The organism is Planctomyces sp. SH-PL14 (genome assembly GCF_001610835.1).
Classification (GTDB): Bacteria; Planctomycetota; Planctomycetia; order Planctomycetales; family Planctomycetaceae; genus Planctomyces_A.
Window position 1 is genome coordinate 135317 of the sequence record NZ_CP011270.1, and the last position, 22965, is coordinate 158281.

The 22965-nt window shown below is 65.1% G+C and carries 13 protein-coding genes; 7 read left to right on the forward strand and 6 right to left on the reverse strand.

Features of this window, described 5'->3' with window-relative positions:
• Nucleotides 1-93 precede the first annotated feature (93 nt).
• Complete coding sequence (locus VT03_RS00540) at nt 94-1173, forward strand: threonine aldolase family protein (protein WP_231870568.1); 1080 nt, start codon at nt 94-96, stop codon at nt 1171-1173.
• A gap of 431 nt (nt 1174-1604) precedes the next feature.
• Here the strand turns inward: VT03_RS00540 and aceE are convergent, their stop codons facing one another.
• A complete protein-coding gene (gene aceE, locus VT03_RS00545; protein ID WP_075091172.1) occupies nt 1605-4346 on the reverse strand; it encodes a pyruvate dehydrogenase (acetyl-transferring), homodimeric type in 2742 nt (913 codons plus the stop codon).
• Nucleotides 4347-4811: 465 nt separating this feature from the next.
• Nucleotides 4812-5288 carry a hypothetical protein gene (locus VT03_RS00550; protein WP_075091173.1) on the reverse strand — a complete coding sequence of 159 codons (477 nt, stop codon included), beginning with the start codon at nt 5286-5288 and terminating at the stop codon, nt 4812-4814.
• 784 nt (nt 5289-6072) lie between these two features.
• On the opposite strand from VT03_RS00550, the gene VT03_RS00555 reads away from it, so the two are divergent.
• The 4 genes from VT03_RS00555 (at nt 6073) to VT03_RS00570 (ending at nt 11173) form a co-directional block, all read left to right on the forward strand.
• Nucleotides 6073-8370, forward strand: coding sequence for an ATP-dependent helicase (locus tag VT03_RS00555; RefSeq protein ID WP_075091174.1), 2298 nt, complete (start codon nt 6073-6075; stop codon nt 8368-8370).
• A gap of 26 nt (nt 8371-8396) precedes the next feature.
• Entirely contained in the window at nt 8397-9428 is a 1032-nt protein-coding gene (locus tag VT03_RS00560; protein ID WP_197489152.1) for a DUF3500 domain-containing protein, read from the forward strand.
• Nucleotides 9428-10603 (forward strand): formylglycine-generating enzyme family protein, encoded by a 1176-nt coding sequence (locus VT03_RS00565; protein WP_075091176.1) that lies wholly within the window; start codon nt 9428-9430, stop codon nt 10601-10603. Before VT03_RS00560 ends, VT03_RS00565 begins: the two co-directional genes overlap by 1 nt.
• 87 nt (nt 10604-10690) lie before the next feature.
• A complete protein-coding gene (locus VT03_RS00570) occupies nt 10691-11173 on the forward strand; it encodes a hypothetical protein (protein ID WP_075091177.1) in 483 nt (160 codons plus the stop codon).
• A gap of 384 nt (nt 11174-11557) precedes the next feature.
• Here VT03_RS00570 and VT03_RS00575 read toward each other — a convergent pair whose 3' ends face one another.
• Entirely contained in the window at nt 11558-13186 is a 1629-nt protein-coding gene (locus tag VT03_RS00575) for a sulfatase (protein WP_075096865.1), read from the reverse strand.
• 69 nt (nt 13187-13255) lie between these two features.
• Complete coding sequence (locus VT03_RS00580; protein ID WP_075091178.1) at nt 13256-13891, reverse strand: alpha/beta family hydrolase; 636 nt, start codon at nt 13889-13891, stop codon at nt 13256-13258.
• 523 nt (nt 13892-14414) lie between these two features.
• Between VT03_RS00580 and VT03_RS00585 the strand changes: the two genes are divergently transcribed.
• Nucleotides 14415-15800: a transposase gene (locus tag VT03_RS00585; protein ID WP_075091179.1), complete on the forward strand. Its 1386-nt coding sequence runs from the start codon at nt 14415-14417 to the stop codon at nt 15798-15800.
• A 227-nt stretch (nt 15801-16027) separates the two neighbouring features.
• The gene (locus VT03_RS00590) at nt 16028-17167 is read left to right on the forward strand and encodes an FtsW/RodA/SpoVE family cell cycle protein (RefSeq protein WP_075091180.1); all 1140 of its coding nucleotides are present in this window, start codon (nt 16028-16030) and stop codon (nt 17165-17167) included.
• Between the two features lie 12 nt (nt 17168-17179).
• Here the strand turns inward: VT03_RS00590 and VT03_RS00595 are convergent, their stop codons facing one another.
• Nucleotides 17180-18214 carry an SAM-dependent methyltransferase gene (locus tag VT03_RS00595; RefSeq protein WP_075091181.1) on the reverse strand — a complete coding sequence of 345 codons (1035 nt, stop codon included), beginning with the start codon at nt 18212-18214 and terminating at the stop codon, nt 17180-17182.
• Between the two features lie 417 nt (nt 18215-18631).
• Nucleotides 18632-22732 carry a methionine synthase gene (gene metH, locus VT03_RS34485; RefSeq protein ID WP_255378500.1) on the reverse strand — a complete coding sequence of 1367 codons (4101 nt, stop codon included), beginning with the start codon at nt 22730-22732 and terminating at the stop codon, nt 18632-18634.
• Nucleotides 22733-22965: the final 233 nt, after the last annotated feature.

Here is a 22965-nt window from a genome sequence, read left to right on the forward strand (position 1 = left end):
CCCTTTTTTCTTGCGCGGGCATTGGCCACAGTGATGATGATCACCCCGCGAACCGCGTGGTGACTTTGTCCAAAGACCCCGGCGACGATGGCCATGCCCGACGTGATCGAGCTCCGCAGCGACACCTTTACCCAGCCGACCGCCGGGATGCGAAAGGCGATGGCGGAGGCGGAGTGCGGCGACGACATGAGCGGCGAGGATCCGACGGTCAACCGCCTGGAAGCCCGCATGGCGGAGATGCTCGGCAAGGAGGGGGCGGTCTTTGCCTGTTCGGGGACGCAGTCGAACCAGATGGGGGTCTGGGCCCATTGCCAGCGCGGTGAAGAGCTCCTGATCGAGGAGACCGGGCACATTGCAAACTACGAGGCGGGAGCGCCGGCGGTCCTCAGCGGTGTGAGCATCCGGCGGATTCCGGGCGACATGGGGCGGATCGACGTTCCGCAGCTCGAGGCGATGCTCCGGGCTCCGAACCAGCACTTCACGCCGACGCGGCTCGTCTGCGTGGAGAACTCCGCCAACATCGGCGGGGGGGCGACCTATTCCCTGGACCAGCTCCGGCGGATCGGGGAATGGACGCGGGCCCACAAGATGCGGCTCCATATGGATGGGGCGCGGATGTTCAACGCCTGTGTTGCGCGGGGATATTCACCGCGGGAAATGGCGGAGGGGATCGACAGCGTTTCGATCTGCTTTTCGAAGGGGCTGGGCTGTCCGATGGGGTCGATGCTCGTCGGTTCGGCGGAGGTGATTGCTCAGGCCCGGCGGGCTCGGAAGATCTTTGGCGGGGCGCTGAGGCAGGCGGGGATCGTGGCGGCGGCGGCGGTCTATGCCCTCGACCATCATGTCGAGCGGCTGAAGGAAGACCATGACAATGCGCGGGTGTTTGCGGAGATCGTCAGCCGGTCTCCGGTGATCCGCTGTGAGGCGGCGAAGGTGGAGACGAACCTGGTGTTCTTTGAAGTGGCTCCGGAGTGGGGGACGGCGGCGGATCTTTCGACGGCTCTCCGGGAGCGGGGAGTGAAGATCAATGGGATTGCGAAGCAGCGGTTGCGGGCGTGTACGCATCTGGACGTGAATCGGGAGCAGGTGCGTCGGGCGGCGGAGATTGTGGTGGATCTCGTGTCGCATCCTCGGAAGGGGGGAGTGGGAGCCAAGGTCGCCGGCCCCTACTGAGCCAGCCAGCCCATACCGGGTCCAGGGGCACCCTGGTGGGGGATGCAAGGGGGCAACGCCCCTTGCCCGCCGGAGGCTTGGCTCGTCGGAAGATGTCTGAAGGAGTGCGTATCCAGGCGCGGACAACGTGTCGTATGCCCCCCCACCAACCCGCGGGGATTGCGAAGCCAGCGGTGTGTTTTGAGGGAGTCCTCAACGCCGGTCCCACAAAGGGGACATCCATTGCTTACCACGGTTCCTCATGGAAGTGCCTCCGGCGGCAAGGGGGCGTGGCCCCCTTGACCCCCGGCTGCCGTGGCACGATGGGTTTGAGGTAGCATCGCCGTGCCGGCGAGGACGTGGTCCGAGTAGATGCGCAACCGACCGGTCGCGCAACAAAAAAGGGGCGTCCCTCGCGGAACGCCCCTTCGTAAACTCACGCACCAACCAGCTCACGCCGTCCGCGGAGCGACCTTGTCCGGGTTGATCCCCAGGTCCTTGAGGGCCTGCGGCAGCTGCCCCTTGTCGAACGCTCCCTGACGGGCCAGGGCCTCGAGCGTCGCGTAGGCGGTGCACTCGGCATCGATCTCAAAGTGCCGCCGGAGAGCCGGCCGCGTATCGCTCCGGCCGAAACCATCGGTCCCGAGGACGACATAATCGCCCGGGATCCACTGCCGCACCTGGTCCGGAACGGCCCGGACATTGTCACTCGCGGCGATGAACGGCCCCTTGGCGTCCGCCAGCACCGCCTCGAGATAGCCCTTCTTCGGCGTGTCGGCCGGGTGGAGGCGGTTCCAGCGAGAGGCTTCCATCGCGTCGCGGCAGAGTTCGTTGTAGCTCGTGACGCTCCAGACATCGGCCCCAACGCCATACTTCTCCTTGAGGATCTGCTGGGCCTTCAGGACACCGTTCAGGATCGTGCCGCTGCCGAAGAGCTGCGGGCGGACCTTCTGCTCCCTGCCGCTGTCAGTCGAGCGGAACTTGTAGATCCCCTTGAGGATCCCTTCCATCACCCCTTCGGGCATGGACGGCATCTCGTACTGCTCGTTGTAGATCGAGAGGTAGTAGAAGATGTCCTGATTCTCGACGTACATCCGACGCAGGCCGTCCTGGAGGATGACCGCCAGTTCGTAGGCGTAGGCCGGGTCGTAGGCAATCAGGTTCGGAACGGTCGAGGCAATCAGCTGGCTGTGCCCGTCCTCATGCTGAAGCCCCTCCCCATTGAGGGTCGTGCGGCCCGAGGTTCCTCCCATGAGGAATCCCTTGCAACGGGAGTCAGCCGCCAACCAGATCAAATCGCCGACCCGCTGGAACCCGAACATCGAATAGTAGGTGTAGAACGGGATCATCTGAATGCCGAGGTTGGCATACGCGGTCCCGGCCGCCACGAAGGAGCCCATCGCGCCGGCCTCGTTGATCCCCTCCTCGAGGATCTGGCCGTCGGTTGTCTCCTTGTAATACATCATGTTCGGGGAGCCGTCTGCGAGCTGCTTGTCGACCGGCTCGTACAGCTGCCCCTTGCTGGAATAGATCCCGACGGCGGCGAACATCCCTTCGAAACCGAAGGTCCGGGCCTCGTCCGGGATGATCGGGACGATCCGCTCTCCGATCGCCTTGTTCTTCATCAAGGCTTGCAGGATCGCTCCGAAGGCCTGAGTCGTGGAGGCCATCGCCCCTTCGGACTTCAGCTGCCGGGCGTAAACTTTGTCGTCGATCGCCGGGATCGAGAGTTTGTCCGTTGTCGGGTTCCGCGCCGGAATACTGCCGCCGAGTTGCTCGCGGCGAGCCTTCAGATACGCCATTTCTGCGCTGTCTTCGGCCGGCTTGTAGTAAGGAACCTTCTCCAGATCCGCGTCTTCGACCGGGATCCCGAAGCGGTCCCGTACGTAGCGGATTGCGGCTTCGTGCTTTTTGAACTTCTTATGGTTGTGGGCGATATTCCGCCCTTCTGCCTCCTCGCCAAGACCATATCCCTTGATCGTCTTGGCCAGGATGACCGTCGGGGCCCCCTTGTGGTCGGTGGCGTGCTTGAAGGCCGCGTAGACCTTCTCAACGTCATGACCGCCGCGGCGCATCTTCGTGAGCTGTTCGTCGCTGAGGTGATCGGTCAGCGCCTGCAGCTCCGGATCGTTGAAGAAGTGCTGGCGGATGTAATCGCCGTTCGAGACCACGTACTTCTGGTACTGGCCGTCGACGATCTCCCCCATCCGCTTGACGAGCTTGCCGTTGTAGTCCTTCGCCAGGATCGGGTCCCAGTCGCTGCCCCAGACAACCTTGATGCAGTTCCAGCCCGCACCCCGGAAGGCTCCTTCGAGTTCCTGGATGATCTTGCCGTTGCCGCGGACCGGACCGTCAAGCCGCTGGAGGTTGCAGTTCACGACCCAAGTCAGGTTGTCGAGCTTTTCCCGGGCCGCCAGCGTGATGGCGCCGAGCGTTTCCGGCTCGTCGACTTCCCCGTCGCCGATGAAGCACCAGACGCGGGACTTGCTGGTGTCGATCAGGCCGCGGTGCTGGAGGTAGCGGAGGAACCGGGCATGGTAGATCGAGCAGATCGGGCCGAGTCCCATCGAGACGGTCGGGAACTGCCAGAAATCTTCCATCAGCCACGGGTGCGGGTAGCTGCAGAGCCCTTCGCCGCGGTTCACTTCCTGACGGAAGTTGTCGAGCTTGGCTTCGCTCAGTCGCCCTTCCATGAAGGCGCGGGAATACATCCCCGGGGACGCGTGCCCCTGGAAGTAAACCATGTCACCCGTGTGATCCGGCGTCCGGGCATGGAAGAAGTGGTTGTAGCCGACTTCGTAGAGCGTCGCGGAGGAGGCGTAGGTGGAGATGTGACCGCCGACGCCGCCAGCGCGGCCGTCATCGGTTTTAAGGTTCGCGCGAATGACCATCGCCATCGCGTTCCAGCGGATGAAGCTCTTGATCCGGCGTTCCATCTCGAGGTTGCCGGGATACCGCGGCTGATCTTCGAGACCGATCGTGTTGATGTACGGGGTCGTCGCCGTGAAGGGGATCATGACCCCGCGGAGGTAGGCCCGCTCACGGAGGTTGACGAGGAGCTGCTGGACGCGGTCCGGTCCGTAACGATGGATGACGTCTTCGAGGGACTCGTACCACTCTTCAAGTTCGAGCGGGTCGATCCCGTGTACGGCGCCGTCGGTCGCGTTCGGATCAGAAGCGGTCGAATCCAACATCTCAAACTCTCTCCAACCGAAGATTTCGCTAACAGTTCGGCGGCCGGGGCCATCGCGCCGGGGCCGTGGCAGGCAGTCGAGCGGTCTCCCCCCCCATCCGATGGAGGCCAGACCAGGCAGTGCAGCGGGGAAAACGGGACCGGACGCCGCCGGCGACTTTCCGGGCTGCCAAACCGGGGAATTGTAGCGAACTGGGGCAAACGCAAAACCCCGTCGCGGGGCGGTCTCAAAACCGGTGCGGTGGACAGCAGAATTCGCCAGTCGCTACCGGAGGCAGTCTCGTTTCCGGGGGGACGCGGGACCGGACCTTATCCATCAATCGGATTCGATGCGTCGGTCGGTAACGGTCTCGACGCGTCAACAAAAATGCCCGTGCCGCAGTCGTCACTGCGGCACGGGCGAGCCCGCATCAGAGGTGGGTGATCGGGGCGCGGACTGGACCGACGCCCCTTCCCCCCCGGGATCTCAGTGCTTCCGGAAGAAGTCGCTGGGGCCCTTGTGCGTGTAGTACGGATAGACGACCGCACCGCCCGGGACCTGCGGCGGCGGGTATTCGAGGTTCTGCGGCGTCTTGTAGCTGTAGGAGTAGCGGTGGGTCGGGTACCAGTCGCCGTCCGGTCCGATGTGGCCGAAGTGACCGTGTCCGCCGGCTCCCGGAGGACAGCCCGGACCACCGGCGTAGCCCTGCGGCGGGCAGCTGCCGTTCGGGCAGTTGCCGTAACCGGCCGGGGCGACGCCCTGGTGGAAGGTGGTGTGTTCGCCGTAGACGTGGTCGGCGGCGTTCTGGACCGGTCCGCCCGGACGGTACGGGTCGTGGTGCTCGAAGCCGGTCGGCTGGATGGCGGCGTTCTGGGCGCGGGTGACGGTCGACGTGCTGCAGCCCGTCATGGCGCTGGCGGCCAGGGCACAGATCGTGACGGACATGGCGGAACGGGTGGTCATGCGGAGCCCCTCCCTTGGGCCTGGTGAAATCATCAAGGACAGGCTGCGGCGTATCCCTGTCCGCGCTGCGGACACTCGCCCCGACATCCGTCGGCAGAGCCTCGCTGATGGTTCAGCGCTCACCATCGTTATCGGCAGGCGCCGGCGTCAAAGTCCGCACAATCCGCAGAAAACGTCTTGACAGCATTGCGGCGACTCTCCGGGGCTCCTGGTGTCCCGCTTCGATTCTGTTGGCTTTTCCTTCGCCCGCCGGAGCCGGGGCCCCCTGAGCGGGTGCGTTCGCTGGATGGTGTTTGGTCAACGAGGGATGGCTCGAACCGCGTCCTGGCCGGCACGGCACTGTTCGCTCACGCCCAACGTGCGACGGCAGTCTGGGGTCAAGGGGGCCACGCCCCCTTGCCGCCGGAGGCACTCCTGTGAGGAACCGTGGTACACAATGGATGTCCCCTTTGTGGTACCAGCCATGAGGACTCCCTCAATCCTCACCGCTCGCTCTGCAATTCCCGCGAGTTGGTGCGGGGACATACGGCACGTGGTCCGCGCTTGGACACTCACTCCTTCAGACATCTCTCGACGAGACGGCGTCCGGCGGGCAAAGGGCCAAGAAAACAACACAGGCCCCTCTGCACTCCCCACCAGGGTGCCCCTGGACCCGGTAAGGGCCGTATTTGGCGACCACCATCCAGCGAAATGCCCCCATGAACGAGTCGACACCAGCCACGCTACGTCTTCGCCACTGATCCAGTATGATGGTTTGTTCACTACTGGCCCAGGAAGGCGAAACGTGTCGATTCTTGATGGACTGACCGCTCCCCAGCGCTCCGCCGTGGAGCACGTCGACGGCCCGCTCCTGGTCGTGGCCGGACCGGGCTCGGGGAAAACACGAGTGGTGACGCGGCGGATCGCGCACATGGTCGAGCGCGGGATCTCGCCCCGGAGCATTCTGGCCATCACCTTCACGAACAAGGCGGCGGCCGAGATGAAGGAGCGGGTGGAGACGCTCCTGCCCGAGTCAAACGTCTGGGTCAGCACCTTCCACAAGTTCTGCGTCCGCACGCTGCGGCAGTACGGGCCGACCGTCGGACTGAGCTCCAACTTCACGATCCTCGATGATCAGGACCAGAAGCGGGCCATGCGGAGCGTGGTCGAGGAACTGGGGATCGACCCCGTCACCTATCCGCCGGACAAGCTCGGTTACCGGATCAGCAACCTCAAGAACGACCTGATCACGGCGGACGAGTACCGGGAAAAGTACCTGAACTCGATCGGCGACCACTGGCAGGCGATCCTCTCCAAGGTCTATCCGGGCTATCAGAAGTACCTCCTGGAGGCGAACAGCGTCGACTTCGACGATCTGCTGCTCCACGTCGCCAAGATGCTGACCGACCACGAGGAGATTCGGTCCCAGCTCGACGCCCGCTATCGCTACATCCTGGTCGACGAGTACCAGGACACGAACGCCGCGCAGTACCGGATCGTCCAGGCTCTTTCGCAGCGGTATCCCAACTTGTGCGCCACCGGGGATCCCGACCAGTCGATCTACGGCTGGCGGGGGGCGCGGATCGCCAACATCCTCCGCTTCGAACGCGACTTTCCGCAGTCCAAAGTGGTCCGGCTGGAGCACAACTTCCGGAGCTCCGCCGCGATCCTCCGCTCGGCCGACAGCCTCATCGCCCACAACTCCCAGCGGAAGGCCAAGAGCCTGATCCCGACGCGGGACGAAGGGACGCCGGTCCAGCTCGTCCTGTACTCGGACGGCAACGGCGAGGCGGACGGGATTGCGAAGCGGATCCACGATGCGGTCGAGTCCGGGGCCCGCAAGTATCAGGACTTCGCCGTCTTCTACCGGGTCAACGCTCTCTCGCGGACGCTGGAGCTGTCGCTGCTCCGGAACCGGATCCCGTTTCAGGTCGCCCAGGGGGTCGCGTTCTACGACCGGGCCGAGATCAAGGACATGATCGGCTACCTGCGGCTGGTCTATAACGCCGCCGACCGGACCGCGTTTCTGCGGGTCGTCAACACGCCGCTCCGGGGCCTGGGAGAGACGTCCCAGAAGCGGCTCATGGCGTGGGCCGAACGCGAAGGGCTCACACCGCTGGAAGCCTGCCGGCGGGCGAAGGAGATTCCGCGGCTCTCGGCCAAAGCCATCGCCGGCTTTCAGTCGTTCGGCCGGATGATGGAGGCCCTGTCGCTCGCTGACTCCGGTTCCGTCGCCGCGCTGATCGAGGCGATCATCGAAAAGACCCGCTTCACCTCCGTCTGGCAGGCGAGCCGGTCCGAGCAGGACCTGAACCGGCTGGCGAACGTTCAGGAACTGGTGACCGCCGCCCGCCAGTACGACGAGCTGATGGGAGAAGACCGCTCGCTCGAGGGGTTCCTCGAAGAGACAGCGCTCGTCAGCGATACCGATTTCCTCGACGACGCTCAGGGACGGGTCACGCTGATGACGCTCCACGCCTCCAAGGGGCTGGAGTTTCCAGAAGTGTTCATCCTCGGTCTTGAAGAAGGGCTCATCCCGCATGACCGGGCGATCCGCGATCCACAGACGCAGGAGCGGCAGACGTCCGGCCACGAGTTCGAGGAAGAGCGGCGGCTGCTGTTTGTCGGGATGACCCGCGCCCGGGAGAAGCTTACGCTGACCCACACCGGGTTCCGGGCCTTTCGCGGCAAGGTCCTGACCTCGATCCCCAGCCCGTTCATCTCGGAGTTCGAGGCGGATCGAATCAACGAAGTCACGTCGCCGTTTGCCAATCTGCAGCGTCAGGTGGAACACCGCGACGAGCTGGAATCGCATCTGGAAGAACACCGCGCCCGCACGCCAGTCGGGAAGCCGCTGGAGTTCGACAAGAAGCCGCTGCTGACGACTGCTGCGGACCTGCTCAACGGCACAAACAAGCCGGCCGAGGTTCCCCGGGGGTTCGCCCTGGGGCAGCAGGTCCGGCATCCGCGGTTCGGCGTCGGCACGGTGACGCAGTCGAGCGGCCTCGGCCGGCATAAGATCGTCAAGGTGACGTTCGCCGACACCCAGCGCGAGGAAACGTTCGTTGTCGGCAAAGCCCCCCTGCAGCCGATCGGAACCTGATGGGCCCCTCTTCGATGACCTCACAGATGATCCCCACCCTGTCCCGCGTCCTGATCCTCGGACTGGCGTTTCTGTCGCTGGCCGGTCGTCCGGCCCGGTCGCAGGAGGAGCCGAAGACCAACCCGTTGGTGGACGCCTCGGAACACCTGCTCTCGCTGCTGAATGCCGACGAGCGGCGGGTCGCCCTGCTGCCGTTCGACGATCCGCGCCGGCTCGACTGGGGATGCGGCGAGCGGCTCTATCGACGGGGGCTCCCGCTGGAGTTCGCCGCCGGGAACCGAGCGATCCGTCACGCCCTGTCGCCCCTCTTGAAATCACTCGCCGTCCTGCCGACGCTGGATCCGGTCCTGGTGGAGCTTGGGGACGAAACCGAGACGAAACCTCTCTCGGCCCACGCCATCTCGGACAACTGCCACCTTACGCTCTTCGGACGCCCCGGCCCGGCGTCCCGCTGGAGTCTGTCGCTCGAGGGGTCGCGGATCTCCTTGAACTTCGTCGTCGACCAGGGGCGGATCGTCTCGTCGACGCCGCAGATGATCGCGTGGCGAGGCGATGATTTCGCGAATGGGATTCCCGGCTGGGATCCCCGCCGCGTCCCCGATGGAATGCGGGAACTCGTCGCCACCTTCTCCACGGCGCAGCGCGAACGGGCCGCCTACCGGGAGTCGCCCGCGGCCGTGATCGCCTCGGAAGGGGAAGCGCAGGTTCCGCTCGCTCCGCCGCTGGGGCTCCGGTATTCCGAGCTCGATCCGGTTCAGCAGGAACTCGCCCGGCGGCCGGTCGTCGACATGTGCCGAATGCTGCCTCAGGAGGTCGCGAACGAGCGGCTGCGGACGATCGCCGAGCGGGGCTGGGACGAGGTCCACTTCGGATGGGCTGGATCGGAGAATCGGAAGGAGCCACACTCGTTCCGGATCCAGGGGCCGACGTTCCTCCTGGAGTGCGTCGCCACGGTTTCCGATGAATTCAGCGGCGATGGAGCGGTCGATACCTGGCAATGTGTCTGGAGAAGCCGGCAGGGGGATTTCGGCCTGCCGCTCGTGGGAGATTCGAACTGATGTCCGGAACGAATGTGGGACGCAGCAGCGCGGGACTGTGGATGGTCGGAGGGGCCGCGCTCCTGATGGTCGGAGCGGTCGCCGCCATCGCGCTCACTCCGCCGTCGGGCGGCGGGAGCGCGGGAACGGTCTCGCAGGAAGCCCCGCCACACGCCACCCCTCCGGGCATGGTGTGGGTCGGCGGCGGCGATTTCCAGATGGGCTCGGAGGAGCCGCAGGACAAGACCAACCCGGACCGCTTGCGTCCCGACGAGTTCCCCCGGCACCGCGTCCAGCTCGGGGGCTTCTGGATGGACGTCACGGAGGTGACGAACGCGGAGTTCGCCGAGTTCGTCGAGATGACCGGCTACAAGACCTTCGCCGAGAAGACGCCGACCCGCGAAGACCTGGCCCGTAGCGGGCTCAATATGAGTCTGGTTCCGGACAAGGCGCTCGTTCCCAACTCGCTGACGTTCAACAGCAAGTTCGACCGCGAGGCGCTCAACCGGGATCTTCCGCAGTGGCAGTATCAGGTGTGGCAGATCACGCCCGGGGCGGACTGGCGGCATCCGGACGGTCCCGGCTCGTCGATCGAGGGCCGCATGAACCACCCGGTTGTCCACGTGAACTGGGAAGACGCCAACGCATACCTCGGGTGGGCGGGCAAGCGGCTGCCGACGGAAGCGGAGTACGAGTACGCGGCCCGCGACGGCGGGAAGGACCTCCTCTATCCGTGGGGGAATGAGCGGGATCCCGGCGGGACCGCGATGTGCAACTACTGGCAGGGAGACTTTCCGCTCGACAACACAAACTCCGACGGGTTCCTGACGACGAGTCCCGTGAAGTCCTTCAAGCCGAACGGTCTGGGGCTGTACGACATCTCCGGAAACGTGTGGGAATGGTGCCACGACTTCTTCCGGGCGGACTATTACTCCGAAAGCCCGCGGAAGAACCCCAGGGGCCCCGAAGACAGCCTCGATCCGGATGAGCCGGGGATCGTCAAGCGGTCCCAGCGGGGCGGGTCGTACCTGTGCAACACGAACAGCTGTACCGGCTACCGGACGACCGCCCGGATGAAGGGGGATTTTCTCACGGGGACGGTCCACACCGGCTTTCGGGGGGTCGTGGACGACGCGGGCTATGAGAAGTTCGTCGCGGCCCAGGCGAAGATCGCGGAGCAGAAGAAGACGAAATAGTCCGTTGAGATCGGACAAGTTGCGGCGAATCTTCCGCGTCCTTGAGCGGTACTCCTCCCGAGTTCATCAAAGGACGGGAGACCGACCATGCTTCGACGGGCCGCGTTGCTGATGCTCTGTCTTTGGAGTGCGCTGGCGTTTGCGGAGGAGCCGGCTGCGGGCAAGGCGAAGGTTGCAGAGAAGCGCTTTGTCGTCCGGCTCCAGGAAGATCTGCCGGAGGCGTTTCTGGAGCGGCTCCGGGTGCCGGTGAATGCGGAGATCCGGCATCCGCTGGAGATGACGTTTCAGGAGCTGTTCCGGGCGATCAATGTGAACTGCGTCCTAGATGGAAACGCGCTCAAGTTCAGCGGGATCACCAAGAATGAGATCCAGCAGCTTTCCCGCCAGAACCAGCCGCTTTACGAGGTAATCGTGAGCATCCTGGAGCGGAAGGACCGGACGCAGACGTATCCGGACATTGCCCTCCTGTGGGATGAGGGGACGAAGACTGTGACGGTGACGACGAACCGGGAAGCGGAGAGGCTCGGGCGCAAGCCGATCGACCTGAAGGCGCTGCGTCCGGCCGAGTGAGACGGTGAAGAGCTGATCCCGCTGGTTCGAACCGCGTCTTGCCGGCGAAGCTTCCATAGCTCAAACCCAACGTGCTACGGCAGCCTGGGGTCAAGGGGGCCACGCCCCCTTGCCGCCGGAGGCACTTCTATGAGGAACCGTGGTAAGCAACGGACGTCCCCTTTGTGGTACCAGCGTTGAGGACTCACCGCCCGCCATGAAGGCGCCGCGGGTTGGTGAGGGGGCATACGACACGGTGACCGCGTTTGGACACGCTCTCCTTCAGACATCTCTCGACGGCCAGGCCTCCGGCGGGCAAGGGGAATTCTTCCCCTTGCATCCCCTGACCAGGGTGCCCCTGGACCCGGTTAAAGCGGGCGACCGACCATTCGTTCGCCGGTCGGACTACTGCTTACGACGGCTGCGCGCCGGGGCCTCCGCAAGGTCCGTGTAAGGCGCCGCCTCGAACGGCACCGGATCCTCCGTCACCCGCGGATCCTTGACCTGATGAAGCACCTCCATCAGCTGCGCCGACATCCGTGCCTTCGCGTCGGCGTAGCTCGGATCGCCCGCCACGTTCTTGATCTGGTACGGATCGCTCTTGAGATCGAACAACTCCTCCGCCGGCCGCTTGGCAAACGCATAGTCGTAGTGCCACATCCACTGCGGATCGTTCCGGTGAGCAATCAACCACGCCTTCGTCGGGCCGGCGTCCATATCGGCAAAGGCGACGCGGGTATTCTGCTCCAGTTCCTCCTGAGACGGCGCGGAGTCGTCAGTCACCGCCAGCGGATCCCCCATCGGCCATCGGTCCGCCGCGAAGTTGCGGACATACAGAAAATCCTTCGTCCGGAGGGCCCGCTGCGGGTACGGCTTGTTCCCCTCCCGGGCGTTGTCCACATGCCGCTCCCGGCCCGTCACCACCCAAGTCCGGGCAGGATCGATCTGGCCGCTTTTGCTTGAGAGCAGAAGCGGCTGGAGGCTGCGACCGCTGAGCCCCGGCGGCATCGGCAGGCCGGCGATGTCGAGGAACGTGGGCGCGAGGTCCATCAGGTTCACGTAGTCGTCGATCACCCGGTCGGGAGTCATGTCCGGCCAGCGGATCGCGAGCGTCACGCCGACGCCGAAGTCGTACAGGTTGCACTTGCCGCCGGGGAAACCGGGAGCGCCGTGGTCGCCGCTGATGACGACGATCGTCCGGCCGAGTTCCCCGGTCTCTTCAAGCCGCTTCAGCAGCAGTCCGACGTAGGAGTCGAAGGCCTGGATCTCTCCGAGGTAGTCGGCGAAGTCTTCGCGGACTTCTGGAACGTCTGGAAGGAACGGGGGCAGTTTTCCCTGGAGGTCGTCCGGCTCGATCCCCCACAGGGCCTTGCCGGAGCCTTTGATCCAGGTCCGGTGGACGGTCGTCGGGCCGCACCAGTACAGCCACGGCTCGCGTCCCTTCCGGTCCTTGAGGAATGCGTCAAAGCTGTCGGTCACCTGCCGCTCGATCGCCGTTCGGGCTTCGGCCAGTGATTTCCCCTCGGAGACCATCTTCGTCGCGTTCTCAGAGAAGTTGTTCGGGAGGTTGCCGCGTTCGTAGGCAAACTTCCCGCCGCCGAAGGGGGCGTCGTTCGGCGTTCCCGGGCTCCAGACTTTCCACGTCTCGCCGATGTGGTAGCCGGCTTCGTGAATCAGCAGGGGGAAGCTCGGAATCGAGGGATCCCATTTGGCTCCCGAGAGGATCGCCGCCCGACCGCAGTTGAAGAAGTACCGGCCGCTGAGAAGGGCGCTGCGGCAGGGGGTGCAGGAGGGGGCGCAGACGAAAGCGTTGCGGAAGAGCGCTCCCTCACGGGCGACGCGGTCGATGTTCGGCGTTTTGACGACCTGGTTCGGCGAGGGCTGTTTCTCGTGCCGGGCGTAGGCGCTGGCGTAGCGGCCCCAGTCGTCGGCGAAACAAAAGAGAATGTTCATCTGCCGCTGGTCCATCGCCGACGCCGGCTGCGCGCGGGCGATGCACAGCAGGACCAGGAGCCACGCGAGGCGAGCGCTCATCTCGATCACCTTTTCTGAAGTCACCGATTCTGGGTTGTGCCCGACGCCTTGCCCTTCGTCGTGGGCATGTCACACGACGGGCATCAGCTCGAAGACGAACTTGTGGATCTGTTTGACGCAATGGTCCCAGTTCGACTCCCGCGTCCGCTCGGAGTTCCGCGGGGGTTGGAAGCTGTGGTCCCCTTCGCGGAGGAACTGGACCGTCACGGACGGTGAGAGCGTAAACCCCTCCACTTCCTTCTTGTCGCCGAAGGTGTCGAGTGTTCCCTGCAGGATGAGGGTCGGCGTCTCGATCTTCTGGACCGGTTCCAGCCGCAGGTCCGCAGGTTTGCCGGAGGGGTGGAAGGGGTAGCCGAGGCAGATGCAGGCGGCGACGCCCATTTCGTCGGCGATCATGGTGGCCATGCGGCCCCCCATCGACTTGCCGCCGATGACGAGCCTTTCCGGGCCGAGTTCTCCGATCACGGCTCGCCAGGCGTCGAGGAGGACCGGTTCCTTGTCGGGGGGGCGGCGACGGCCGGTGATGCCCCGTTGTTCCATGTAGGGGAACTCGAAGCGGGCGACGAGGAAGCCGAGTTCGACGAGGCCGGCGGTGAAGGCGTCCATGAACTCGTTGCGCATCCCGGAGCCGGCGCCGTGGGCGAAGGCGAACGTCCACTTGGAGCGTTTGCGATTGCCGTCAAAGTGAATCTTGGGAGCGCTCATTCGGGAGGGGGCCGTTGTTCGTCGGGGGCAGTGTCGGGAGGCAGGGGACTGCCGTTCCGGGCTGTGCGTTGTATCGGGTGGCCACGTCGAATTCGAGGAATTGAGTCAGCCACGCGTACCGAGTGGCGGCAGCCCAAAGGCATTCTCTCTGCCGGGGTCCAGGGGGTCACCCCTGGTGGGGGATGCAAGGGGGCAACGCCCACTTGCCCGCCGGAGGCCCTCTCGTCGAGAGACATCTGAAGGAGTGAGTGTCCAAGCGCGGACAACGTGCCGTATGCCCCCTCACCAACCCGCGGGGATTGCAAAGCGAGGGTGGAGTCCTGAACGCCGGCATCACAACGCGGGCGTCCGTTGTTTACCACGGTTCCTCATCAAAGCGCCTCCGGCGGCAAGGGGTTGCCCCCAACGCCGTTAACCCTGGTTCGTGTTCAAAAAGAAAGTCTTGATGCGACATGGCGTTGTGGAGACGCTTCGGTTCTCACACTGAAACCCACCCACTTCGCCCTCCCGAAAGGATTCGGGGATGCCGCATCAAGACCTGTCTCCGGATGTTGCGCTCAATTCTCGGCATCTCGAGAAAGCTCTGCAATGGCTTCTGGCTGGGACGGACTGGAAGACCATCCTCTTCCGGCACGACTGCACGTGGACGCCACCACTGTTGGTTCGAGCCGCCCTTCTGTGGGCCTGGTCCGATGAGCAGACACTGCAGGAACGGTTTGTCACGACCCACAGGCTGATGGCGCATCTGTTCCCCCATCACGGCCCTCTGGCCGGGTCGTCCCAGGCCTTCATGAAGCTCCTCCGACGCTGGACCGTTCCCCTGGTCTATCTTCTCACGACGGCTCTCCGAAAGCGGATTCGCCAGACGCTCCCCCGGCAGTGGGAATCCTGCGGTCTGGTGGTCTACGGGGTCGATGGCAGCCGAGTGGAGCTCCCTCGCACCCAGTCCCACGAGACGGCCTATGCCCCGTCGTTCAAGAGATCGATCCGGAAGAGGCGCCACCGCCGCCAACGGACGAGAACAGCCGCCGGGGCCAAGGCGGCCCGCGTTCCCCAGATGTGGCTGACGACCTTGTTCCATGTCGGGACGGGGCTTCCGTGGGACTGGCGGATCGGCCCCGCCGACAGCAGTGAGCGGGAACACGCCCTTCAGATGCTCCAGGACCTGCCCGAGGGAAGCTTGATGACGGCGGACGCCGGCTTCGTGGGCTATGACTTCGCCCGGAAAGTCCTGGGAAGCGGCCGGCATCTGCTGGTTCGGGTGGGAGCGAACGTCAAGCTTCTGCGGAAGCTGGGGTTCGTGCGGGAATCGCAAGGAACCGTCTACGTCTGGCCTGACGAGGCCGCCAAACGGCTCGATCCGCCTCTGGTGTTCCGGCTGATCGTGGCCCAGGGACCGAGATCTCCGATCTCTCTGCTCACGAGCGTCCGGGACCCGAAGATCTTGAGCGACCGGGCGGTCCTGGACCTGTACCGCAAACGCTGGGGAGTGGAACTGTTCTATCGAACCCTGAAGCAGACGTTCGGTCGACGAAAACTCCGCAGCCTGTCCTCCCTGAATGCCGCGGTCGAGCTCGAATGGTCGCTGGTCGGCCTGTGGGGCATGGGACTGTCGGTTGCAGTGGAACTGGCGAAGGCCCAGGTTCCGCTGTCTCGAATCAGCATGGCGGGAGTCTTGCGGTCGTTCCGTCGACTGATACGGGACTACCGGCATCCCGTTGTTCGAGGTCAGACGCTGTGCGCGATGCTGCGTGAATCCGTCACCGACCCGTATGAGCGGAAGAACAAGGCCAGCCGGGACTACACACGGAGGAAGAAGGAGCGGCCGGCGGGATCGCCAAAGATCACCAACGCCACGTCCCAGCAGATCGACCAGGCCAGGAGACTCAAGCTCCTCAACCGGGGTTAACGGCGTTGGGTTGCCCCCTTGACCCCGGCTGCCGTAGCACGTTGGGTTTGAGCGATGGGAGTCCGTCCGGCGAGGACGCGGTCCGAGCCGAGTCTGACGCGCGGGAGGGGGACGACGGTTATCGCACTTGGGTGGAGCAGCCGCAGAGGAACAAGCTCGCCGAGGCTGTTCGGGCCGATTCTACTCAAGCCGGCCCCCCGCACCGCTCGACGCGCTTCCTACACCGCATGAACACGCTCCGCTCCACCTTCGTCTCGCTCGTCACCGTCCTCCTCGGGATCGGCGTGCTGATGGTGTTCAGCTCGAGCATGACCGCCCGCCCCTCCAACTTCGAACAGGTTTACCTTTCGCGGCACCTGATCTACCTGGCAATCGCCTGCTCCGGCGCCTGCCTCGTCGCCATGGTCCCGCCGCGACAACTGCTCGCGCTCGCCCCCCTCGGCTTCGGGGCGACGCTGCTCATGTTCCTGGCCGTCCTCGTCCCCGGCGTCGGCGTCCGCGTAAACGGCTCCCAGCGTTGGTTGCGGCTGGCGACGATCTCCATCCAGCCCTCCGAACTCGCCAAGGTCACGCTACCGCTCTACCTCTGCTGGCTCTCCCTCCGGATTCCGGCGGCGGAGACGGTCCTCCGGCGGTACGCCATCCTCTCGATCCCGATCGGCCTCTGCTCCGCCCTCGTTGTCGTGGAGCCCGACCTGGGGACGGCGGTCTTCCTGGCGGCGGTCGGCGCGACGACGCTGTTCCTCCTCGGCATGCCGATCCGGCTCATCGGGATGGCGGCCGCCGCCGTGGTCCCGCTGGGACTGGGAATGGTCGCCCTCAAGCCATACCAGCTGCGACGGATCGAGGGATTCATCCAGGCCTGGAACGACTTTCAGAACGCCCCCTATCAGGTGAAGCAGTCGCTGACGACGCTCGGAGCGGGGGGCGTGAACGGCGTTGGCCTGGGCCGCGGATCGCAGAAGCTGAGCTTCCTCCCCGAGGCAAACACCGACTTCGTGTTTGCGGTCGTGGGGGAAGAACTCGGGCTCGTCGGGACGCTGTCGGTCGTCGGGATCTGGTGCGCGATCCTGGTCGTCGGCCTCCTAGAGCTGAGCCGAACGGGACGACCGCGGACGCGGTTCGTCGCGGCGGCGGTTGTGCTCCTGCAGCTCGTCGCGCAGGCGGCAATCAACATTGCCGTCGTCACCGCCATGCTCCCGCCGAAGGGGATCGCTCATCCGCTGTTGAGCGCGGGAGGGAGCAGTCTCGTCGGAAGCCTCCTGGCGGTCGGCGTCTTCCTGTCGATGTCGCGGGAGGAGATCGCCGCGGCGCAGGCGTCCGTGAAGCCAGGGCCGCCGCTGGTGGCGCTTCCCCGGGCGGCCTGACGTTCCTGGCCGTTACCGCTGCGTGAAGATCAGCCGCTGGCCGGAGTTGGGGACGTCGACCATCCGGCTCTTCGTGAGACCGACCCGCTGCCACATGGCGTCGTATTCGGCGAACGTGTAGGCGTCCCCCTTGGGGGTGGTGCCGAGCATCGTGAAGGCGAACGATGCTCCGATCGGGGGCTCGATCCGATTCTCGTCCGGAACGAATTCGAGCGTCAGGACGAGGCCCGCCGGTGCGAGAGCATCGGCGATTTTCCTCATCCCTTTCTCGCAGGTCGCGGGATCGAAGTGGTGGAGGAAGTTCGTGACGAGCACGACGTCGTACGGGCCGCCGTAGTCGACCTCGAAGGCGTCCCCCGGCAGGAGCGTGTACCGGTCCTCGATACCGGCTGCCGCGGCGTTCTCCCGCGCGACCTCGAGGACCGGAGCCCAGTCGAGCGCCACGATCGCGGCCTGTGGGTTCTTCCGGGCGAGTGCGACGCCGAACATTCCGTGGCCTGCCGCGATGTCGAGGACGCGGACCGCGCCGGGACGTTCCCGGGTAGCCATGTCGGCCATGAACATCGCCGCCGGCATCATGATCGGGGCCATTGATCGGGCGAACTCGATCCAGCCGGCGTACTCGGTTGCGGTCGTTCCGTCGCGGCTCAGTGTGGTGGTGCCGGTCCGGACGACCTGGGCGATGTCCTTGAACGCCTCGAGGAGGTCGGGCGAGTTCATGAACTTGGCGATCGAGCCGACGTACTTTGGCGAGGCCCGGTCGAGGAACTCGGCCGAGACCGGCGGGAGGCCGTAGGTCTCGTTGTCCTTGGTCAGGAAGCCGGCGATGACGAGGAAGTCGCAGAGGATCCGTGTCGCTCGTTGGTCGGTCTTGAGATGCTCTGTCAGGGCCTCGACCGTCCGATGTCCACGGGCGATGGCGGAGAACAGGTCGAGCTCGATTGCCGCGTGGAGGGCGGCGCTCCGCTGATGGAGGTTGAGGGTTTCGAAGATGATCCCTGGGTTCGGGGCGTCGGAGTTGGGCTGAGGATCGAGCGGCTTTGTCATGGGTCTTCCGTGAAGAGAGAAGGATCTGTTGATGGTAGCGGTGGCCGAACGGCTTATCCCGCTGTCTCAAACCACCTCCTTGCCGGCGCAGTTCTGATAGCTCAAACCCAACGTGCGACGGCCGTTGGGGTCAAGGGGGTCTCACCCCCTTGCCGCCGGAGGCCTCTTCCATGAGGAACCGTGGTAGGCGACGGGCCTACGCTTTGTGGTGCCCGTGTTGAGGTCTCCCTCGATCCACAACGCTCGCTTTGCAATCCCGGAGTATCAGGTGAGGGGGCATCCGACACGTTGTCCGCGTTTGGACACGATCTCCTTCAGACATCTCTCGACGGCCAGGCCTCCGGCGGGCAAGGGGGTGTGCCCCCCTTGCATCCCCCCACCAGGGTCCCCCTGGACCCGGTGGACAGGCGATCTTTTCTAGTAGCTGAGATTTGGCGCGAGCCACTTCTCCACGTACTCGACCGGCTGGCCGCACCGGGCCGCATAGCTCTCAACCTGATCCTTCGTCACCCGGTCCACCGAGAAATACCGCGACTCAGGATGTGCGAAGATCAACCCGCTGACCGCCGCCGCCGGCCACATCGCAAAACTCTCGGTAAGGTTGATCCCCACCGCCTGCTCCGCCCCCAGCAGGTCAAACAGCGGCCGCTTGAGCGTGTGATCAGGACAGGCGGGATAACCAAACGCCGGCCGAATCCCGCGATACTTCTCGTCGATCAGCTCTTCATTCGAGAGCCCCTCGAGATCGCCAAAGCCCCACTCGCGGCGGGCTACGCCGTGGATGTACTCCGCGAACGCTTCCGCCAGCCGGTCCGCAATCGCCTTCGTCATGATCGAGTGGTACTCGTCATGGTCCTTGTCGAACTGCGCGACCAGCTCGTCACAGCCGTGCCCCGTAGTGACCGCGAACGCACCGAGGTAGTCCGACTTCCCCGACTCCGCCGGCGCGATGTAGTCCGCCAGCGAACGGAAATCCTTCTGCCCCGGCCGCTCCCACTGCTGCCGCAGCATCGGAAACGTCACCGTGCCGCCTTCGACGTCGAGCTCGATGTCGTCGCCGCGGGTCCGCGCCGGCCAGAAGCCGTAGACACCCCGGGCCGTCAGCAGCTTCTGCTCGATGATCCGGTCGAGAAGCCGGTTGGCATCGTCGAACAGCTTTCGAGCTTCGGTCCCGACAACCGCGTCGTCGAAGATCTTCGGGAATTTCCCCTTGAGCTCCCATGTCTGGAAGAAGGGAGACCAGTCGACGTAGGGACGGAGGATGTTGAGGTCGAGGCTGTCGATCTGCCGCGTCCCAGTGAACCGGGGTTTGGCGATCTCGATCGTCTGCCAGTCGGTCTGGAACCGCCGCTGGAATGCGTCGGCGTACGGAACGAGCGCCTGCTCGGACCGCTGGGCGAACCGCTTGCGGTCGGACTCCTGATCGTCCCGAACCTCCTGGACGTAGGCTGGCTTCGTCTCCGGATCGAGCAACCGCTCGACGGCGGGGACCGACAGGGAGGCGTCGATGACGTGGACCACCGGCTCCGCATAGTGCGGGGCGATTTTGACCGCCGTGTGCTTGGAACTGGTCGTCGCACCGCCAATGAGGAGCGGGATCGTCATCCCGCGGCGCTGCATCTCCTTGGCGACAGTCACCATCTCGTCGAGCGACGGCGTGATGAGGCCGGACAGACCGACGATGTCGGCTTTCTCGGCCAGGGCCGTGTCGAGGATCTTGTCGCAGGGAATCATCACCCCCAGGTCGATCACCTCGAAGTTGTTGCACCGCAGCACGACCCCGACGATGTTCTTGCCGATGTCATGGACGTCCCCCTTGACCGTCGCCAGGACGATCTTGCCGCGGTACGAGGACTGCGACTCGCCGGCCGCCGCGGTCTCAACAACCACATCGGCAGCGTTGGACGTTGCCGTCGCTGCGGGAGTCAGGACGCGGCGCTCGTAGAGCTCGCGGTCGCCAACTTGGGTCTTCGTCAGCAGTCCACCCTCTTCCAGAAGGCTCAAGATGCGCTGGACGGTCGAGCGGCCGATCTTCTTCGAAGCGAGCGTCGCGGCGATCGTTTCGGCGTCGAATGGAGCGTTGCACGCGAAGACCGCCGTGGCGACCAGCTGCCGCTCGCGCGTCAGGCCGAGTCCCTTCGATGACAGGAAACTGCGGAACAGGGTCGACGGATCTTCTCCGGTTGCCGCCGAGCTCTCGCCCTGGGCCGCCGCTTCAGCCGCGGCCTTCGCGGCGGCTTCCGCCTTCTCGGCCTCCATGAACGGTTCGAGGTAGGCGACCGCCTTCTTCATCACGCGGGCGGACTTCACCACCTGCGGCAGGAACATTTTTCCCTGGCCGAACAGGTCCCCGACAACCTTCATGCCGTCCATCAGCGGCCCCTGAATCACGTTCAGCGGGCGGCCGTACTTCTGACGGGCCTCTTCCGTGTCGGTCTCGATGTGCTCAGTCAGCCCCTTGAGGAGGGCGTGCTGCAGGCGGGCCTCGACCGGATCGCTCCGCCAGGCTTCGACCTCGGCCGCTCCCTTCTCCTTCTCCGTTCCCCTCGCCTTGAGAGCATCGGAAAAGGCGATCAGCCGCTCGGTCGCATCGGCGCGGCGATTCAGCAGGACGTCCTCGATGTAGACCAGCAGCTCCTTGTCGATCTCCTCGTAGACTTCGAGCTGACCGGCGTTGACGATCCCCATGCTGAGGCCGGACCGGATCGCGTGGTACAGGAACGCGGCGTTCATCGCCTCGCGGACCACGTCGTTGCCGCGGAACGAGAACGAGACGTTGCTCACCCCGCCCGATGTCTTCGCGCCAGGGCACTCGGTCTTGAGCCGCCGGACCGCTTCGAAGAACTCGACCGCGTAGTTCGAGTGCTCGTCCATCCCGGTGCCGACCGTCAGGATGTTCGTGTCGAAGATGATGTCCTGGGGCGGGAAGCCGACCTCCTCCGTCAGGAGCTTGTAGGCCCGCTTGCAGATGGCGACCTTGTTGTCCGCCGTGACCGCCTGGCCTTCCTCGTCGAACGCCATCACGACGACCGCGGCGCCGTAGCGGCGGATCGTGCGGGCCTGCTTGAGGAACGCCGTCTCCCCTTCCTTGAGGGAGATCGAGTTCACGACTCCCTTGCCGGCGAGACACTTCAGTCCCGCCTCGATGACGCTGAACTTCGAGCTGTCGACCATGACCGGGACTTTGTTCACGTCCGGGTCGTCGGAGAGCAGATTCAGGAAGTGGACCATCTCGGCTTCGCTGTCGAGCAGGCCCTCATCCATGTTGACGTCGATCATGTTGGCCCCGCTCTCGATCTGCTCGCGCGTGACCGAGAGGGCCTCGTCGTACTTCTTCTCGCGGATCAGTCTCGCGAACTTCCGCGAGCCAGTGACGTTGTTCCGCTCGCCGACCATGAGGAACGGCGTCGACGGAGGGGCGTCCGGCGCGGCATCTGCGGGCTCGGGACGAAGCTCGAACAGCTCCGTTCCGCTGTAGGCAGCGGTTCCCTGCGGCGTCGCGGGCGTCCAGGCGGGGCCGGTGTCGTGCTGCTTGAAGCGCGACGCCACCCCGGTGACCGCTTCGCCGATCTGGCGGATGTAGGTCGGGGTCGTCCCGCAGCAGCCGCCGACGATGTCGACCCAGCCGCTCTCGGCGAACTCGCGGATCGTCTGCGCAACCTCAGCGGGGCTGCTGTCGAAGCCACCCATTCCGTCCGGCATGCCGGCGTTCGGGTAGCAGCTCACGAGGCAGTTCGCCCGGCCGGCGAGGGCCTCCATGTAGGGCCGCATCTGCTTCGGGCCGAGCGCACAGTTGAGGCCGACGCTGAACATCGGGAAGTGCGACACCGCCGCCACGAAGGCTTCGAGGGTCTGCCCGGTGAGGGTCCGCCCCCCCTGGAAGATCGTCCCCGAGACCATGACGGGGACCTGCCGCGCTCCCTCGTCGAACACCTGCTGAATGGCGTACAGGGCCGCCTTCATGTTGAGCGTATCGAAGCTCGTCTCGGGCAGGAGCAGGTCGACGCCGCCGTCGAGCATCCCGCGGACCTGCTCGGCGTACGAATGGACCATCTGGTCAAACGTGACCGGGCGGTAGCCGGGCTTGTCGGCGTTGAACGAGAGCTGGACCTTCGTCGGCCCGATGCTTCCGGCGACAAAGCGGGGCTTGGCCGGGTTCTTCTTCGTGTACTCGTCGGCCACCGCCTTCGCGAGCTCGATGGCGGTCCGGTTGATCTCGCGGGTCAGGTCGGCAACGTGGAATTCCTCGAGCGTGACCACGTTCCCGTTGAACGTGTTCGTCTCGATGATGTCCGAGCCGGCGTCGAGGTATTCCCGGTGGATCTGCTGGATCATCTGCGGCTGCGTCAGGCAGAGCAGGTCCGTGCAGTTCTTGATGTCGACGGGGTGGTCGGCGAAGCGCTTTCCCCGGTAGTCCTCTTCGGTCGGCCCCCGGGACATGATGAGGGCTCCCATCGATCCGTCCAGAAGGAGGATCCGATGGGACAAATGTTCACGCAGCAGGTCGTCGGTCTTCATGGGAGAGAGGGTACGGGCGATGTCCGACGGCAATCAAGTTTGCCCGCCGGAATGGGTTGCGGATATCGAACACGGGAGAAACGAGGCCCATCCCGTCCCGCATCGCCCCCTTGGCCCGCCCCGTTTTCACCCGCTCGACTCCGGATTTCATCGGAAATTGATCCCTGTTTGACCGCTGCCTGTCACGCCGGAGCGTTGACGCGACCCCGGAGAACCGGGCGTCCACCGCCGCG